Raw genomic sequence first — 15,386 nt, 5'->3', positions numbered from 1 at the left:
AACTTTTTAAACGCTCTCGAGTCCAAGTTAAAAATCAACTATGAAACCTACACTGATACCATTGATTGCTATATGTTTGCTGATAGTTTCCTGTTCATCAGATTCAAATAGTACGGACACCCCGAAGAATGAACTTCCTGATTTAACGAACCTTTATTTTCCACCATCTCAATCCATAGATTGGGAAACCGTTTCTGCAGCACAATTAGGGTGGAATACTGAAAGTGAAGGCAACTTACGGGATTTTTTGGATGAAAAGAACACTAAGGCCTTTATCATTACCAAAGGTGGAAGAATTGTTGTAGAATGGTATTTTGATACGCATACCCAGAATACGAGCTGGTATTGGGCATCTGCTGGAAAGACGCTAACAGCTTTTACCGTTGGTCTTGCCCAAGAGGAAGGACTCCTGGATATTGACAACAAATCTTCAGACTATCTGGGAGAAGGATGGACTTCAACTCCCACGGAAAAAGAAGACTTGATTACGGTATGGCACCAGCTTACTATGACCAGTGGCATGAATGCTCTTCAATTTGATTGCGTCACACCAGATTGTTTAACCTTTGTTGCCGATGCTGGAACCCGATGGGCCTATCATAATGGGCCATATACTTTATTGCAAAGTGTGGTTTCCAATGCTTCAGAAATGGAATGGTCCGAATATTTTAATTCTAGACTCCGAGATAAAATTGGAATGGACGGATTTTGGTTGTCCACAAATAATCTCAACAATGTATATTTCAGTACGGCCAGAAGTATGGCCCGATTTGGTATCCTAAACTTAAATAATGGTGTTTGGGATGGAGAGGTATTATTGGGCGATACTGTTTTTAAGAGCGATATGATAAACACCTCACAAGACCTTAACCAGTCTTATGGTTATTTGTGGTGGTTGAATGGAAAGAATAGTTATCGCATACCTGCCCTTCAAACTGAATTTTCAGGTGAGCTGATTCCCAATGCTCCGGTGGATACCTTTGCCGGTTTGGGTAGAGACGACCAGAAACTCTATGTTGTTCCCAGTATGGAATTGGTGATTGTACGAATGGGAGAAGATACTGGAGAGGCCCTACTGGGTCCTTCCAGCTTTGATAATGAATTATGGGAGTACCTGAATGCTTATATAAACTAGGCTATTCGGTATAACCGCTTGGTGTTTTTCGAACTTTGAAGACACTCTCATAGGCCCTTCCAAAATCGTAAAGTTTTGCTTCTTGAAACTGCTTTGCAATAAAGGTCAGACTGATGGGTTCTCCCGAAGGCTTATATCCCATGGGAATGGTCAAAGCTGGATATTTAGCAACAGCTGCAAACCCAGCATGATAATTATTGATGGATAAAATGGCATCCAAATCATGGGCTTCCATAGCTTCATTGAAATATTTCCTACCGTTTGCCTGTAGCCTCTTTTTGATTTCAGCCAGACCTTCGGTCGAAGTGGAATCCGCTAAAATCCCGTCTAATCGCGCCTGTCCGTAGGGAACCCTGACTAAACTATCTAGGTTGTTAAATGCAACCACATCCGCTACATCTTTAACTGAAACTAATTGGGCATCCTTCACATGATTTTGGATGTATTTAGGTAAGTCATTCTTCATATCAATATTGAGAATACTTAAAAAACCATCCATTTCAACTTGGGGGGGCTCAAACTCCACAATGGTGGCTCCCGCTCCTTTCATCTTGTCTATAGTTGCTTTATAAATTGAATCTCTTCCCATGAGATTCTTAAATACACCAAAACGCTTTCCTTTCAATGTAGAAGTTTCTTCGGTTTGGTACCAGTTTTTTTCCCATCCTGTCAATACTGAAGCATCATCAACTTTATCGTAACCCATCATCGCGTCCAGAAGAATGGCATTGTCAACCACATTTTTGGTCATAGGTCCTGGGGTATCCAAAGTGCTGGAAATAGGGACTATCCCGGTTCTACTCAAAAGACCAATGGTCGGTTTCAGACCAACCACGGAATTCTGGCTTGAAGGCGATAGAATAGACCCAGAAGTTTCAGTACCTACTGCGGCAACCGCGTAGTTTGCAGCTACTGAAGTACCACTACCAGAGCTCGAGCCTCCAGACTCAAACACTTTACGCCCATAAGGATTAAGGGTTTGTCCCCAAAGCGCACTATAGCCCACAGGACAACCATCGCACAAGAAATAGGCCCATTCACTTAAGTTTACTTTACCTAGAATCAGAGCTCCTTTTTCTTTTAGACGGTCCACTACAAAAGCATCATCGGCCAGGTTATCCTTTAAGGCGATAGCACCTGCTGTGGTCTTCATTACATCCGTCCCAATATTATCCTTTAGCAGAATGGGCATACCATAGATGGGGTGGTGTCCTTCGGAATTGTCATCCAACGCTTTAGCCTCATCTAAAACTTTAGGATTAATAGCGATTACCGTATTTAATGTGGTCCCATTATCAAGTTCGTACTTATAAATTCGGTGTAGATAAAACAAAACCAATTGCTCATATGATAACTTCCCTTTTGAGATATGTTCTTGAATTGTTGGAATACTTTGCTCCAAAATCAAGGGCCTTAAGTCCGCATAGGTAGCGCTATCCATTTTAGAAACTTCTTCGTACATAGGCAAAAAAGCGTCATTTTTATTCCAGACCTTGGATTGAATGAGTTTATAGCGCATTCGTTCCACCTCATGCTCTGCATTGGCGGCAACTTCAACAGAATCATTATAAGGTTCCCATAAAACTATTTCTTCTTTGCTCTTAGCTTTTTCTGTAGTTTCTTGTTTGCAAGAAACGAAAACCAAGAGAGCAATTAATACGAATTTTAATCGTAATACTGATTTTTTAATGCGGTCTTCCATAGTTGTATATTCTTTTGGTTAATTCAGACGAATTCGTCCTTATCCAGCTTATTTCTAATTCCGTGCTCGACTTACATCGGACTTTTTACGTGATAAAATAATAGCGGACATTGTATTAGACCCAGAAGATTTCCCATATCAGACTTTAAAGAATGAATCCACAAACTCATACTTATTAAAGACCTGTAGATCTTCAATACCTTCGCCTACGCCTATATATTTAACCGGGATTTGAAATTGGTCTGAAATACCTATAACCACTCCACCTTTAGCGGTTCCATCCAATTTGGTAACTGCTAAACTGGTCACTTCTGTTGCTTTGGTGAATTGTTTGGCCTGCTCAAAGGCGTTTTGCCCTGTTGAACCGTCAAGAACCAAAAGAACGTCATGAGGCGCATTAGGGACCACTTTTTGCATGACCCGCTTCACTTTGGAGAGCTCGTTCATCAGATTGACCTTATTATGAAGGCGACCAGCGGTATCTATCAAAACCACATCTGCATTTTCCGCTACCGCAGAATTCAGCGTATCAAATACAACAGAAGCGGGATCGCTACCCATTTTTTGTTTTACGATTGGTACATCCACCCTATCGGCCCATACTTGAAGTTGGTCAATTGCTGCGGCTCTAAAGGTATCTCCTGCACCTAAAACTACTTTTAATCCTTTATTCTTGAATTGATGTGCTAATTTTCCAATGGTTGTGGTTTTGCCTACGCCATTTACGCCAACAACCATGATTACATATGGTTTTTTATCTTCTGGAATTGTGAATTGGGTTTCTTCTCCAATATGGGTTTCCGATAACAAGCCAGCTATTTCCTCACGCAATATGCTATTGAGTTCCTCGGTTCCCATGTACTTATCTCTCGCTACACGCTCCTCTATACGCTCAATAATTTTTAAAGTGGTGTTTACTCCGACATCAGAGGTTACCAAAACTTCTTCAAGATTATCCAAGACCTCATCATCAACTTTGGATTTACCTGCAACAGCCTTACTAAGTTTACCGAAAAAAGTGGTTTTGGACTTCTCCAAACCCTTGTCCAAAGTATCTTTTTTATCTTTTGAGAAGATGTTTTTAAACAAACTCATATCTATTTCTCTACAGGTCTCAAATATAGGAAAGTAAGGGGAGTTTTGTTAAAACTATTACTTTCAGATTCATATATTTTTTGGTAAACTTCATAAAAAAAGCCGCCCATAGGCAGCTTTTGTTTCGTACAAGGAAATGTTGAACTATTTTTTGTTCAACCAGTCGTTTACCATTTCTGGCGCCATAACAGACTCAACAAAGGTATAAGCTCCGGTTTTAGGAGACTTTACCATTTTTATGGCTTTGGTCAATCTTTTTGATGATGATTGTAGTGTTGCTACCGTTTTCTTTGCCATGGCTTAGTTTATTTAATTTCTTTATGAATGGTCATGCGCTTAAGGATAGGATTGAATTTTTTGATTTCCATTCTATCCGGCGTATTCTTCTTGTTCTTTGTGGTAATGTACCTTGAAGTACCTGGCATACCTGAATTCTTATGCTCCGTACATTCCAAAATAACCTGAATTCTATTTCCTTTCTTTGCCATTTTTACTTGGTATTACTTTTTGGAATTTATATCCTTAAGAACGGCTGAGATTCCTTTCTTGTTGATGATTTTCAACCCTCTGGAAGATACGTTTAGAGTAACCCAACGGTCTTCTTCAGGAATGTAAAATTTCTTTTTAGAAATGTTTACATCGAATCTCCTCTTTGTCTTATTGATGGAAAAGGACACATTGTTCCCGAACATCACCTTTTTTCCTGTTACTTCACAAACTTTAGACATCTCCCTAAACTTTTCAGTGATTTTATTGAGGCTGCAAATTTATAGCATTTTACTGGTATGGGCAAAATTCTTTTTCAGAATTTTAAAATTTCCTTCCAAAGCATTTCAAATGCCTTATTCACGGACTTTTTCACTATGCGTTCCCTGTGGTTTCCCATTATGAATTTTTCCGCATATGTACCTTTTGGAGTGCTAATTGCTAAGAATACCGTCCCAATATCTTCATCAGAATCTCCTTTACTGGGTCCCGCATTTCCTGTAGTAGCAATGGCAAAATCTGTATCTAAAATACTTTTCGCATTTCTTGCCATAATCAAGGCCACCTCCTCACTGACAACAGAGTGCTTTTCGATAATTTCAGCTGGAACTCCCAACAAATTTATCTTGGTTTCTGTGGCATAACTCACAATTGTACCTTTAAAATAAGAAGATGCGCCTGGGATAGAAGTAAGTTCTTCTGCAATTTTACCTCCAGTAAAACTCTCAGCAGTAGCTAAAGTCATCCCTTTTTCGGTCAATAAGTTCGCCACCTGTTCTTCAATGGCCCCTTCTTTTTGTATGCCATAATAAATATCTTCTATTAAAGGGTATACCTCATTAATTTTTTCTTTTATCTCTTTTTCTAATTTTTCCTTTTCGTTCCCTTTGGCTGTTAATCGAAGTCGAACCCTACCTAAATTCGGCAGATACGCTAGTTTTATGTGATGAGGAAGGTTATCTTCCCATTCCTCAATACGCTGAGCAATTGCACTTTCACCTAAACCGTAAGTAAGTAATGTTGTGTGAACAATATAAGGTCTATTGTACGTCTCCATAACCCTTGGAAGGACCTGCTCAGAGATAAGACGTTTCATTTCAAAAGGAACTCCCGGAAGAGAAACAAAGGCAGTTTCTCCTTTTTTTATCCATAATCCCGGTGCGGTACCATACGCATTATGGAGTATGGTGGCTTTGGAAGGAACTAGTGCTTGATTCCTATTCAAATCAGAAATTGGTGTGGAGATATACTTTTCAAACAAGTATTCGATATGTTCCAAAACACCTTCATCCTGCATAAGGTCATCTTCAAAAAACTCACATAATGTCTGTTTGGTAACATCGTCTTTGGTAGGGCCAAGACCCCCGGTAATTATCACCAAAGATGACCGTTGAGAAGCTTGACGAAGTGATTGAAGTATATGTTCCCTATCGTCTTGTATAGAGCTTATTTGATATACCGAAACTCCAATTTTGTCGAGTTCCTTTGCAATAAAAGCAGAATTGGAATCCACTATTTGACCAATGAGAATCTCATCCCCAATGGTAATAATTTCTGCTTGCATCTATAAATCGAAGTCTTTTTTAAGCTCAGAGATTACTTGAAGTATATCTTTTTTCAAGAATGGGAATTTCTCCTCAATCTGTACCATACTCCCGGAATTTTTTCCTAGCGTCTCTATCTCAAGTGCGGTTGCCCTAGCGTGTTCCATTCCCAACAAATCTACATTAGGTTTAATTTTATGGGCCAACTTGTAAATGCTCTCATATTCTTTGCTACCAATTGCATTCTCCAATCCTTCCAGATCGGTAGGAACTTCATCCAAGAAAACGGAAACCACAGAAACAACAAAGTCTTGGTCACCTTCTGCCATTTCATTGATTTTATCGAGGCTGTAAATCATTATTTTACGTTTAGAGCGAACATTTCTTCGCCTTCAAGGGTACCAGAAAGGTAATCATTTGGACTTACTTTACCAACCCCCGCAGGAGTGCCCGTAAACAAAATATCCCCTTTTTTTAGCATAAAATAGGTGGATACATAGGAGATAAGTTCATCTATCTTCCACAACATCAAGGAGGTATCGCCATTTTGCACACTTTCCCCATTTTTTAACAAGGAAAATCGTAGTTTGTCCATGCTTTCGTACTTTTCTTTTGGTATCCACTTACCTATCACGGCTGCACCGTCAAAACCCTTAGCTTTTTCCCAGGGCAATCCCTTCTGCTTTAGTTGAGATTGCAAGTCCCTTGCCGTGAAATCTATTCCCAAACCAACTTCATCATAATAGGTATGGGCAAACTTTTTGGAGATGTGTTTTCCTACCTTTTTTATCTTCACTAAAACTTCTACTTCATAATGTACATCCTTGGAAAATTCCGGTATATAGAAATCTTGTTCCTTGGGTAGAATTGCAGAATCTGGTTTTATGAAAACCACGGGCTTCGATGGTCTTTCATTCTGCAATTCATCAATATGGGCAGCATAATTCCTGCCAATGCAAATTAACTTCATACTATAGAAAAATAGAATTAGGAAAGTTTATTGTTCAACTTACTAAGTTTGATTTGGGTAAGCACTTTTTTGGTGTACAATGGGAAATCGGCATTTAAAATCCATCCGAAATATCCGGGCTCCGAACTCAAAACCTCATCTACCTTTTTTCCTTTATGCTTACCAAAAGTAAAAATAGGCTCTTTCTGTTTGTTCACTCCTATAAAACCTGCAAAGTCCAAAGATTGCTTGCGCGTGGCAAACTCAGATAACTTTTTCACATTATTTTCAAGCTCAGGATACCTTTCCAATTGCGCCTTTAGGACCTCATAAGTAGCTTCTGTATCCGCTGCGGCGCTATGAGCATCTGTCAGTTCTTTATCACAGTAAAACTTATAGGCAGCACCTAGGGTTCTTTTCTCCATTTTATGAAAAATAGTCTGGACATCAACAGAAACCATATGCTTCATATCAAAATCCACCTCGGCACGTAACATTTCTTCAGCCAAAAGTGGAATATCAAAGCGATCAGAATTAAACCCTGCCAAGTCACTATCCTTAATCATTTTATAAATCTCTTTGGATAGTTGTTTAAAAGTAGGTTCATTCGCCACTTTTTCATTGGAAATTCCGTGTACTTCAATCACTTCCGGGGGAATGGGCATTTCGGGGTTTACTAACCAAGTTTTACTTTCCTTATTCCCATTTGGGAATATTTTCAAGATGGATATTTCAACAATTCTATCGGAGGCAACATTAGTTCCTGTGGTCTCCAAATCAAAAAAACATATGGGTTTGGTAAGCTGTAGTTCCATAGTATAGATTTATCGGGACTTAGAAAATAGCCAAGGTATTAAATTAGGCTCTGCAAAGGCGTTGTCCCAGCTGTTATGACCCACTCCCTTGTAAACCGAGTATATTACTGAAATTCCTTCCAATTCCATGGCTTTCACCATTTCCGCAGAATACTTTTCGGGAACCACATTGTCAGCATCGCCATGAAATACCCACCAATCCAATCTTTTAAGCTTTTTACTTATTAACGGATTGCCCCCACCACAAATAGGAAATGCCGCTGCAAACATTTTTGGGTTTCTTCGTACCAGTTCAAAAGTCCCCATACCACCCATGGACAATCCTCCCACATACATTCGGGTCTTATCAATTTTATATTCCTTTTTCAGTTGCTTTAGCAACCCTTCCAAAAGAAGCATGTCATCTGTGGGTTCTCCATCTTCATAGAATGTAAACTCTCTATTTGGAAAGTCTCCCTCTACATTTATCTTAGACCAAGAACTTTCTGCAGCACACTGGGGAAATACCACTATACTGGGGAACCTACTTCGTAAATCATCATTCAAAAAAAGCCCGGAACCGTGCACCAATTGGGCTTCATTATCATTACCCCGTTCTCCGGAGCCATGAAGAACAAGAACAAGCGGATATTTGTTTTTTGGATTGAAGTCCACAGGAAGCAGAATTCGATACGGCATCACCTTGCCATCTTTTTCAAATGTCTTTTTTTTATACGCTGATGTTTCCTGGGTCATAGTATTGAAGTTTAGTAGCAGAAAGGCCACTAAAAGAAAAGGAACGATAAACTTCATGATTGATGATTTATTTCTGTCCCCTAAGTTAAGAAAGTCTTGAGATTGAAAGAGGTATTTGAGGCTAGATTTCCCTGTTAATATCCCATGCTTCCAAGTAATCGGCAACTGTTTTTACGAACATTCCACCCAAAGCACCATTCACAACTCTATGGTCATAGCTGTGAGAAAGGAACATTTTACTTCGGATTCCTATGTACTCACCCTGGTCCGTTTCAATGACGGATGGTGTTTTTCGAATAGCACCCAAAGCCAAAATACCTACCTGTGGTTGATTTATTATTGGGGTTCCAAAAACACTTCCAAAAGTACCCACATTAGTTACTGTATAGGTTCCGTCTTGGATTTCATCCGGTTTTAACTGGTTGTTTCGTGCTCTATTCGCTAAGTCATTTACCGTTTTTGCCATACCAACTAAATTTAACTGGTCTGCATTTTTAACAACGGGTACAATAAGATTTCCGTCAGGCAATGCCGCTGCCATACCTAAATTAATATTCTTCTTTTTGATGACATTGTCACCTTCCAAAGAGATATTGATCAAGGGATATTTTTTTATGGCCATCGCAACTGCTTCCATAAAAATGGGAGTAAATGTAAGTTTCTCGCCTTCTCTGGCCTCAAATTCTTTTTTAACCTTGTTTCTCCAAGTTACCAGATTGGTCACATCCACCTCTACAAAACTTTGAACATGGGCAGAGGTTGTTATACTGTCTACCATATGTTTGGCAATGAGCTTGCCCATTCTTGATAATGGAATAAGCTCGTCTCCACCAGCAACAAGTGGTTTTGGTGCTTCAGTTTGAACCTTTTGCTTTTTGGGCTCTTTGACTTCAGGAGCCGTCTTGATTTCAGTCTCTTTTGGTATGGGTTGGGTACTTCCATTGGAAGACCGACTTTCCAAATAGGCTTTAATATCATTCTTGGTTACCCTTCCTTCTTTTCCAGTGCCTACAATAGCTTCCAGCTCTTCCATGGAAACACCTTCTTCCTTGGCTATGTTTTTAACCAACGGGGAATAAAACCGTTCTGAAGATGCAAAATCTTGAGTGGTGGTCGCAACACTCTCTTGAATTTGATTAATTTCTTCTTCAATTGGCTCTTCCGATACTACGGGTGCATCACCATCCAACTGGATTACCGCAACAACTTCGCCTACTTTTATAACGTCGTCAACATTGAATTTTTTTTCAAGTAGCACCCCTTCAACTTCACTAGGGACCTCAGAATCTACTTTGTCCGTAGCTATCTCAAAAACAGCTTCGTCCATTTCAATGACATCACCTACTTCCTTCAACCAAGTTGTTAATGTTGCCTCGGCAACACTTTCTCCCATTTGCGGTAACTTTAACTCAAACTTTGACATAACTATCTAACGTACTAAGGCTGATTTCTATTTTGCAAAAATACTAAAGAAATTGACTTTTTATTATGTTTTATTTATTAATTGGTCGTTAAATCAACCTGCTTTTATCGAATTTTCAAAAGGAACCCTGTTCAGGATACTCCTTCCCAAAGTAACTTCGTCGGTATATTCTAGCTCATCCCCTACTGAAATACCTCTTGCAATTGTAGAGGTAACCACATTGAGGCCTTCCAACTGTTTATAAATATAAAAATTGGTCGTATCGCCCTCCATCGTGGAGCTCAAGGCAAAAATAAGCTCTTTAACGTCACCATTTTTCACTCTATTCACCAAAGGAATTATATTGAGGTCTTGCGGACCCACTCCTTCCATTGGGGATATCTTCCCACCTAAAACATGGTACAGCCCTTGGTATTGCGATGTGTTTTCAATGGCCATGACGTCCCTAATATCCTCCACTACACAAACCAAGGATCTATCTCTTTTGGGATTCGCGCAAATCTCGCAAATCTCCGTATCGGAAATATTATGGCAGCTTTTACAGAAATTTACATCTTCCTTTAGTTGAAGTAGTGCTCTAGAAAGATTTTGGGTCTGTTCTTCAGGCTGATTGAGCAAGTGCAGAACAAGCCTCAGGGCAGTACGCTTTCCAATTCCAGGAAGCTGAGACATTTCATATACTGCATTTTCCAAAAGCTTTGATGAGAATTCCATATCTGTAAACAAAGTAGCAAAATTACAATTTTAGGTTTACCGATTTACTTTTGTACTTTGCATTGTAAACCAAACTAATGTCCGCAATACAAATTCTACTGCTCATCGGTGCTTATTTCGCGGTATTGATGATTATTTCTTACTTCACAGGCAAAAATGATTCAAACACTGATTTTTTTAAGGCAGGTAGGCAATCCCCATGGTATGTTGTGGCTTTTGGAATGGTAGGCGCCTCTTTGTCTGGAGTTACTTTCATATCGGTTCCTGGATGGGTGGAAGCCTCACAGTTTAGCTATATGCAAGTGGTGTTAGGTTATTTGGTAGGCTACTTTGTTGTGGCCTATGTTCTATTACCTATCTATTATAAATTCAACCTGACTTCCATTTATGAATACTTACTGGAACGTTTTGGAGTTGTAAGCCACAAGACGGGTGCTTTTTTCTTTTTTATATCCAGGGTTCTTGGAGCTTCGTTTCGGTTGTTTTTGGTGGCCATTGTGTTGCAACAATTTGTTTTTGATGACTTGGGTGTTCCCTTTGAATTGACCGTAGTACTTTCAATTTTGTTGATTTGGGTCTATACCAACCGAGGTGGCATTAAAACCATAGTATGGACGGATACATTACAAACCCTTTTCATGTTGTTGGCGGTAGTATTATCCATTATACTGATCAACCAAGAATTGGATTGGAGCTTTGGTGATTTTTTGGCTTCATCAGAACTCAAATCTTATAATAGGTTCATATTTGTGGACAGTTTTTTGGAACGCACCCATTTTGTGAAGTCTTTTGTTGGTGGAATGTTTGTTACCATCTGCATGACTGGACTGGACCAGGATATGATGCAAAAAAACCTTACTTGTAAAACCTTGAAAGATGCCCAAAAGAACATGGTCTCTTTCAGTTTTGTTTTGGTCGGTGCTACTTTCCTTTTTATGTTGTTAGGTGCCTTGTTATACATATATGCAGGAAAAAATGGAATTTCCGTACCGTTGATGGATGGTGAACCTAAGTCTGACCTCCTTTTTCCAGAGATAGCTTTAAACGGTGGGTTGGGTCTTGCCTTGGCGGTTACCTTTATGTTGGGACTCATTGCTGCAGCGTACAGTAGTGCAGATAGTGCCCTTACATCATTGACCACCTCATTTTGTGTGGATTTTTTAGAAATTGAAAAACACGACGAACCCCAACAAAAAAAATTGAGAAAAAGGACACACATTGGGATGAGCATACTTTTGGTTCTGGTTATTATAGCTTTCAAATATATTTTAAGCAGGAATGTAATAGATAGTTTATTGATTGTAGCCGGGTATACCTACGGACCGCTTTTGGGACTATTCGCTTTTGGTATTTTCACCAAGTTTCAAATCAAAGACCGATATGTATGGATAGTCTGTTTGCTGTCTGTTGGCATCATAGCCATTTTGGGAAGTTTGGACCCGAATTATCTAGGAGGTTACGTAATTGGCTATGAACTTTTACCATTGAATGGTCTATTGACTTTTCTTGGCCTTCTATTACTTAGAAAAAAAACATCAGTATTGGCCAGTAGCAAGTAAAACCAAGGTACAAGCTATCTCCACCTTAATATTATTTTCTTTCAAGATATTCTGAAAATCAGTGTTTTCCGTACCTGGATTGAAAATGACCCTTCTTGGTTTCATATTGATGATGGTCTGATAGTACTCTTGCTGTCTCTTTGGATTAAGATAGAGACTGATAGTGTCTACATTGTGAAAACCTTCTAACCTATCTGATATTTGAATTCCAGCCACCACACCGGACCGGATTCCAAAGGCTTCAGTTTCAATTTCATTTTCGACCAAACGATGAATTGCAATATTACTGTAACGACTAGGGTTTGGTGATGCCCCAAAAACAAGTGTCTTAACCATTTGTTAATTTATATGTTAAACTAAATCAATAGCTGTAACTAATCAAAAAAAAACTCGTCTATTTAACCTAGAAATGAATCATTGGTAAGACTGTATTTTTTATAGTTAATGGTTAGTGTTTAGTATAGCTTATCAATGAACAGACCCCAGCGGACCATTCTTCATGGTAGCTGGGGTTTCTTTTTTCCAGTCCTTTGTCCACTACCAATCACTTTACTTACAAAATCTTAGACTGTTCGTCTTTGTTAAAAAATGTTAAAAGAAATACATCTCGTAACATCGTTCTGAATTAATCGTCTAGTAGGTATCATCAATCATCGGATAATCAATCCAAAAAACGAACAAACTCATGAGAAGAAATGTATTTCTTTTTGTGCTGCTTTTTTGCAGTACATTTTACACCTATCCCCTAACGACTGAAAACGACACTGACCTCAAAATAGGTTCTATAACAGGCACCGTGATTGACAACGCGCAAAAACAGCCGGTAGCCTATGCTGCAATTGTAATCAAGTCTGAAGATGGTACAGAAACAATTACTGGTGGAATAACGACGGAAGACGGGAAATTTGAAATAAAAAAATTACCGGAAGGCTCTTTTACCCTAGAGGTTCAATTTATAGGGTACGAGACACACATTCAAAAACTTGAAATCTCAAAGAAAAACAAGAAAGTAGACTTGGGCACCATCACTTTGATGGAAAGTACACAAGAACTAGAAGAAGTTGAAGTGGTTGCCGAGCGCACCACTATTGAGCAGCGGGTGGATAGAAAAGTTATCAATGTGGGCAAAGATCTGACAACCGCTGGTGCCACTGCCTCAGAAATCATGAACAATATCCCATCTGTAAATGTTGACGCACAAACAGGTGAGCTTTCATTACGAGGCAACTCCAATGTTCGAGTCATGGTAGATGGAAAACTCTCCAACGTACCTGTAGCCCAGTTATTAAGACAAATTCCATCAACTTCCATTAAATCCATTGAGTTGATTACCAATCCATCTGCAAAATACAATCCTGAGGGCATGAGCGGCATCATCAATATTGTTTTGCACAAAAATGCCAACATGGGCTTTAATGGAAATATAAATTTGGGGTACACCCAAGGAATTCGCCCAAAATATAACGCCTCGTTGGATTTAAACTATAAGGTGGGAAAATTCAATTTTTATGGTAATTATGGAACCAATATTGGTGATTATTTCAATGATGGTTTCATTTTTAGGGAAGATGAAAACTCCCTACAGGATTTTAACTTCTTCAACGACAATGAATCGCATCTATATAAAATAGGAGTAGATTTTTACATCAATGAAAAGAATACGCTTTCCGTATTCACAAATCAAAACTATTTCAATGGAGAAGGACTTGGCATCACAGACGTTACCTATAATTTAGACCCAACCCGGGATTTAATCCAATTCTTCAATAATACCAATGACAACCTTAGCCAGCAATACAATTTTGATTATAAGCTGGACTTTGCCAAAGAGGGACATAATATTGAATTGGAAATAGACCATAATCGGTTTGAAGATGATGAAGATGCCGACTTTGCATCGACAGGAGCGACCCTATTTCCGGATTATATGGATTTTGTGGACACCAAACGAGACCAAACATTTATCAATTTAGATTATGTAAATCCCTTGGATTCCATTTCTAAGTTAGAGGTGGGAGTAGAAGCCCGTTACTTTGAAACGGATGTGGACTATTCTTCTACGGGTCTTTCTTTTAACTCCAATGGAGATTTGGTGCCAACACCCTCTACTAATTTTGTGTATGGCATGGACATCTATTCAGGATATGTCACTTTTTCTCAACGCTATAAAAAGTGGTCGTATCAAGTGGGGGCTCGTTTAGAAGATGTGCAGGTAATCGCCGACACCAATCAGGTAAGAGCTTTTACGGATGATTATACCCAAATTTATCCCTCTGCCTTTTTGACTTACAATGTGAATGAAAAAGACCAACTGCAAGCAAGTTTTAGTCGAAGGGTAGATCGTCCTGGGCTACAACAGGTAAACCCAATAAGGGAGTTTGCAACACCTTTGATTTCTTCTTTCGGGAATCCTAGCTTGGTTCCTCAATTCACAAACTCTTACGAGCTTAATTTTACCAAACGGTTGAAAAAAGGAAGTCTTACAGCAGGTGTTTTCTATAGAACCATTGAGGATGAAATCAATAGGGCGGTTTTTGTGGACCGGTTGGACTTTAACAAGTTGATTTTAACTTTTGACAACTTCAATAATACCTCAGCCTATGGAGTAGAGATCTCAACAAACTACAAACCAACAAAATGGTGGAGCATTAACGGAAGTTTTGATATGTTCAGTCAAACCCAGCGGGGTATTACTGAACGTTTAGCCGGAGGTGACCCAAGTAATGCTTCAGAAGATGATATCGTTACGGAAAATGTTGAAGTAGATAACACGGCATGGAATCTTCGGATGAACAATAGCTTTACTGTAAACAAAAAGTTGACTTTGCAGCTCTTTGGATTCTATCGTGGTCAAAATCAAAACATTCAATTTGAGATGCAGCCCATGTACTTTGTAAATTTTGGAGCACGGTACAGTTTTGCCAAAGGTAAGGGAACGTTGAGTGCAAACTTCAATGATGTTTTCAATACCATGCGATTCGAGTTTGAAGGCCAACGCCCTTATATCCAAAATGGGCAATTCAACTGGGAAAGCCAAACCCTGTATGTAGGTCTTTCATATAGATTTGGTAGTGGAAAGAATCGTGCCAAGCAACGTAAGAGAAGAGATAGCAATACCAAAAAGTCCAGCGGAGGTATTCTATAAGAAAAGTGATATTCCTTGTTTGAGTGTTGGTTGGTAAGTCACTCAAGGTTTATCATAAAAACCCCGTTCTGACGGATGAATCAG

16 protein-coding genes are annotated in these 15,386 nt (G+C 39.1%); 3 read left to right on the top strand and 13 right to left on the bottom strand.

Features of this window, described 5'->3' with window-relative positions; genetic code table 11:
- The first annotated feature begins 40 nt into the window (after window positions 1-40).
- Entirely contained in the window at window positions 41-1,135 is a 1,095-nt protein-coding gene (locus ACOKFD_RS19090) for a serine hydrolase domain-containing protein (RefSeq protein ID WP_422859340.1), read from the top strand.
- Between the two features lies 1 nt (window position 1,136).
- On the opposite strand, the gene ACOKFD_RS19085 is transcribed toward ACOKFD_RS19090, so the two are convergent.
- The 12 genes from ACOKFD_RS19085 to recR all read right to left on the bottom strand — a co-directional run bounded on the left by ACOKFD_RS19085 (window position 1,137) and on the right by recR (window position 10,598).
- Window positions 1,137-2,837 carry an amidase family protein gene (locus tag ACOKFD_RS19085; RefSeq protein WP_422859339.1) on the bottom strand — a complete coding sequence of 567 codons (1,701 nt, stop codon included), beginning with the start codon at window positions 2,835-2,837 and terminating at the stop codon, window positions 1,137-1,139.
- Window positions 2,838-2,975: 138 nt separating this feature from the next.
- Window positions 2,976-3,932, bottom strand: a complete 957-nt coding sequence (ftsY, locus tag ACOKFD_RS19080; protein ID WP_422859338.1) for a signal recognition particle-docking protein FtsY — start codon at window positions 3,930-3,932, stop codon at window positions 2,976-2,978.
- Between the two features lie 144 nt (window positions 3,933-4,076).
- Window positions 4,077-4,229, bottom strand: coding sequence for a DUF4295 domain-containing protein (locus ACOKFD_RS19075; protein WP_090299557.1), 153 nt, complete (start codon window positions 4,227-4,229; stop codon window positions 4,077-4,079).
- A gap of 8 nt (window positions 4,230-4,237) precedes the next feature.
- Complete coding sequence (rpmG, locus tag ACOKFD_RS19070; RefSeq protein ID WP_106148002.1) at window positions 4,238-4,420, bottom strand: 50S ribosomal protein L33; 183 nt, start codon at window positions 4,418-4,420, stop codon at window positions 4,238-4,240.
- 12 nt (window positions 4,421-4,432) lie between these two features.
- Window positions 4,433-4,660 (bottom strand): 50S ribosomal protein L28, encoded by a 228-nt coding sequence (gene rpmB, locus ACOKFD_RS19065; protein WP_106148000.1) that lies wholly within the window; start codon window positions 4,658-4,660, stop codon window positions 4,433-4,435.
- Between the two features lie 74 nt (window positions 4,661-4,734).
- Window positions 4,735-5,982 (bottom strand): competence/damage-inducible protein A, encoded by a 1,248-nt coding sequence (locus ACOKFD_RS19060; protein WP_422859337.1) that lies wholly within the window; start codon window positions 5,980-5,982, stop codon window positions 4,735-4,737.
- Window positions 5,983-6,321 carry an Hpt domain-containing protein gene (locus ACOKFD_RS19055; RefSeq protein WP_299001003.1) on the bottom strand — a complete coding sequence of 113 codons (339 nt, stop codon included), beginning with the start codon at window positions 6,319-6,321 and terminating at the stop codon, window positions 5,983-5,985. It lies immediately after the preceding gene.
- Entirely contained in the window at window positions 6,321-6,932 is a 612-nt protein-coding gene (locus tag ACOKFD_RS19050) for a fumarylacetoacetate hydrolase family protein (RefSeq protein ID WP_422859336.1), read from the bottom strand. Before ACOKFD_RS19050 ends, ACOKFD_RS19055 begins: the two co-directional genes overlap by 1 nt.
- A gap of 17 nt (window positions 6,933-6,949) precedes the next feature.
- Window positions 6,950-7,726, bottom strand: a complete 777-nt coding sequence (locus ACOKFD_RS19045; protein WP_422859335.1) for an exonuclease domain-containing protein — start codon at window positions 7,724-7,726, stop codon at window positions 6,950-6,952.
- Window positions 7,727-7,735: 9 nt separating this feature from the next.
- Window positions 7,736-8,518, bottom strand: a complete 783-nt coding sequence (locus tag ACOKFD_RS19040) for an alpha/beta hydrolase-fold protein (protein ID WP_422859334.1) — start codon at window positions 8,516-8,518, stop codon at window positions 7,736-7,738.
- 64 nt (window positions 8,519-8,582) lie between these two features.
- Window positions 8,583-9,884, bottom strand: a complete 1,302-nt coding sequence (locus tag ACOKFD_RS19035; protein ID WP_422859333.1) for a dihydrolipoamide acetyltransferase family protein — start codon at window positions 9,882-9,884, stop codon at window positions 8,583-8,585.
- A gap of 93 nt (window positions 9,885-9,977) precedes the next feature.
- Complete coding sequence (gene recR, locus ACOKFD_RS19030) at window positions 9,978-10,598, bottom strand: recombination mediator RecR (RefSeq protein WP_422859332.1); 621 nt, start codon at window positions 10,596-10,598, stop codon at window positions 9,978-9,980.
- 77 nt (window positions 10,599-10,675) lie between these two features.
- Here recR and ACOKFD_RS19025 point away from each other — a divergent pair, with 77 nt between their 5' ends.
- Window positions 10,676-12,157, top strand: a complete 1,482-nt coding sequence (locus tag ACOKFD_RS19025; RefSeq protein ID WP_422859331.1) for a sodium:solute symporter — start codon at window positions 10,676-10,678, stop codon at window positions 12,155-12,157.
- Here ACOKFD_RS19025 and ACOKFD_RS19020 read toward each other — a convergent pair.
- Complete coding sequence (locus tag ACOKFD_RS19020; RefSeq protein ID WP_422859330.1) at window positions 12,134-12,493, bottom strand: CoA-binding protein; 360 nt, start codon at window positions 12,491-12,493, stop codon at window positions 12,134-12,136. The genes ACOKFD_RS19025 and ACOKFD_RS19020 overlap by 24 nt on opposite strands.
- A 349-nt stretch (window positions 12,494-12,842) precedes the next feature.
- On the opposite strand from ACOKFD_RS19020, the gene ACOKFD_RS19015 reads away from it, so the two are divergent.
- Entirely contained in the window at window positions 12,843-15,302 is a 2,460-nt protein-coding gene (locus ACOKFD_RS19015) for a TonB-dependent receptor domain-containing protein (RefSeq protein ID WP_422859329.1), read from the top strand.
- The last annotated feature ends 84 nt before the right edge of the window (window positions 15,303-15,386 follow it).

The sequence above is a fragment of the Flagellimonas ulvae genome, assembly GCF_049333175.1.
Taxonomy (GTDB): Bacteria; Bacteroidota; Bacteroidia; order Flavobacteriales; family Flavobacteriaceae; genus Flagellimonas.
Note: the sequence above shows the minus strand (reverse complement) of the source record. Positions and strands in the feature narration are given on the sequence as shown.

Bases quoted from the DNA above. Each gene is read 5' to 3' on its own strand.
- ACOKFD_RS19075 (WP_090299557.1), bottom strand. From the start codon at position 4,229: ATGGCAAAGAAAACGGTAGCAACACTACAATCATCATCAAAAAGATTG.
- ACOKFD_RS19045 (WP_422859335.1), bottom strand. From the start codon at position 7,726: ATGGAACTACAGCTTACCAAACCCATATGTTTTTTTGATTTGGAGACC.
- ACOKFD_RS19060 (WP_422859337.1), bottom strand. From the start codon at position 5,982: ATGCAAGCAGAAATTATTACCATTGGGGATGAGATTCTCATTGGTCAA.
- rpmG (WP_106148002.1), bottom strand. From the start codon at position 4,420: ATGGCAAAGAAAGGAAATAGAATTCAGGTTATTTTGGAATGTACGGAG.
- ftsY (WP_422859338.1), bottom strand. From the start codon at position 3,932: ATGAGTTTGTTTAAAAACATCTTCTCAAAAGATAAAAAAGATACTTTG.
- ACOKFD_RS19085 (WP_422859339.1), bottom strand. From the start codon at position 2,837: ATGGAAGACCGCATTAAAAAATCAGTATTACGATTAAAATTCGTATTA.
- ACOKFD_RS19040 (WP_422859334.1), bottom strand. From the start codon at position 8,518: ATGAAGTTTATCGTTCCTTTTCTTTTAGTGGCCTTTCTGCTACTAAAC.
- recR (WP_422859332.1), bottom strand. From the start codon at position 10,598: ATGGAATTCTCATCAAAGCTTTTGGAAAATGCAGTATATGAAATGTCT.
- ACOKFD_RS19055 (WP_299001003.1), bottom strand. From the start codon at position 6,321: ATGATTTACAGCCTCGATAAAATCAATGAAATGGCAGAAGGTGACCAA.
- ACOKFD_RS19050 (WP_422859336.1), bottom strand. From the start codon at position 6,932: ATGAAGTTAATTTGCATTGGCAGGAATTATGCTGCCCATATTGATGAA.
- rpmB (WP_106148000.1), bottom strand. From the start codon at position 4,660: ATGTCTAAAGTTTGTGAAGTAACAGGAAAAAAGGTGATGTTCGGGAAC.
- ACOKFD_RS19090 (WP_422859340.1), top strand. From the start codon at position 41: ATGAAACCTACACTGATACCATTGATTGCTATATGTTTGCTGATAGTT.
- ACOKFD_RS19015 (WP_422859329.1), top strand. From the start codon at position 12,843: ATGAGAAGAAATGTATTTCTTTTTGTGCTGCTTTTTTGCAGTACATTT.
- ACOKFD_RS19025 (WP_422859331.1), top strand. From the start codon at position 10,676: ATGTCCGCAATACAAATTCTACTGCTCATCGGTGCTTATTTCGCGGTA.
- ACOKFD_RS19035 (WP_422859333.1), bottom strand. From the start codon at position 9,884: ATGTCAAAGTTTGAGTTAAAGTTACCGCAAATGGGAGAAAGTGTTGCC.
- ACOKFD_RS19020 (WP_422859330.1), bottom strand. From the start codon at position 12,493: ATGGTTAAGACACTTGTTTTTGGGGCATCACCAAACCCTAGTCGTTAC.